Raw genomic sequence first — 1,308 nt, 5'->3', positions numbered from 1 at the left:
GGTTCTTCACGGAATCACGGGAAAGACAGAAACAAGAACGCCGATTTGATGGATGATGTTCGTGCGAGCAAACACATCTAAAAAACCGGCGTTCTTATGCGTGATATTAATACTTTTCTTCCCTTTTGGGAGGGCTTTTCTGTCGTCACGATCAAACCTGACGGCGATGCCCTTCAAATCGACCTGATCCCCCAGGCCACGCGATTTCCCATCTGTGGTGGGTGCCAAAAGCTCTGCTCAACAACTCATGAGTACTGCGATCGAGTCGTACGGGACTTGCCGATTCTCGGTCGCGCAGTGCGCCTCAACGTGCAGCTCAGGCGTGTTAGTTGCCGTGATTGTGGCAAGCGCATGGAAGCCGTCAGTTGGCTGGATCGCTACGCCCGCATGACGCGCCGGTTGGCAGAGGCCGTTATTCGAGCCTGCGAACGCCTTCCTACACTGCATGTTGCGCAAATGTTCGGGATGCACTGGGAGACCGTTCGGTTGCTGGAGCGGCGCGCTCTGCAAGCGGCGTTGAGTGCCTTACCCAAGGCCCAGCCAAGGCGCTTGATAATGGATGAGTTCGCGTTATTCAAAGGTCATCGCTACGCCAGCGTGGTGTTGGACGCTGATACTCGACGAGTAATTTGGATCGGCGAAGGCCGTAGCCGAGCGGCAGTCAGACCGTTTTTCAAAGAACTGGGGCCAGAGGGGTGCGCCCGAATTGAAGCGGTAGCGATGGACATGAACACGGCTTATGACCTGGAAGTTCGCCAACACTGCCCAAAAGCACGGGTGATTTATGACCTTTTCCATGTGATCGCCAAATATGGCCGAGAAGTGATTGATCGTGTTCGCGTTGACGAAGCAAACCGACTGCGCCATGACAAGCCTGCTCGAAAGGTCATAAAGCAAGCACGATGGTTGCTATTGCGTAACCCGGAGAACCTGAAAAAGCCGGAACAGCAGGTTCATTTACAGGATCTGCTGGCCGCCAACCAATCGTTAATGACGGTCTACTTGATGAAGGCCGAGCTCAAAATGCTCTGGGCACCGAGCGATGCCTGGGACTGGAGATCAGCCTGGAAGCAGTGGCTGCGTCACGCTCAAGAAAGCGAAATACCCGCCCTGATCCAATTCGCAAAGAGACTAAAGGGCTACTGGCGGGGCATCGTGAGCCGGGTACGCTGGCCAATGCACACCGGTCAGTTGGAAGGAATAAACAATCGAATAAAGGTCATCAAACGAATGGCGTACGGTTACCGGGACAGCGAGTTCTTCTTCATGAAGATCAAGAGCGTCTTTCCCGGCAATCCGTGAAGAACC

The 1,308-nt window shown here is 54.1% G+C and carries 1 protein-coding gene; it reads left to right on the top strand.

The window, feature by feature from the left end; all coding sequences use genetic code 11:
• The first annotated feature begins 96 nt into the window (after positions 1-96).
• Positions 97-1,302: an ISL3 family transposase gene (locus AACY52_RS28415; RefSeq protein ID WP_339427109.1), complete on the top strand. Its 1,206-nt coding sequence runs from the start codon at positions 97-99 to the stop codon at positions 1,300-1,302.
• Positions 1,303-1,308 lie beyond the last annotated feature (6 nt).

This window comes from Pseudomonas sp. EA_65y_Pfl1_P113 (genome assembly GCF_963970525.1).
Lineage (GTDB): Bacteria > Pseudomonadota > Gammaproteobacteria > Pseudomonadales > Pseudomonadaceae > Aquipseudomonas > Aquipseudomonas tritici.
Note: the sequence above shows the minus strand (reverse complement) of the source record. Positions and strands in the feature narration are given on the sequence as shown.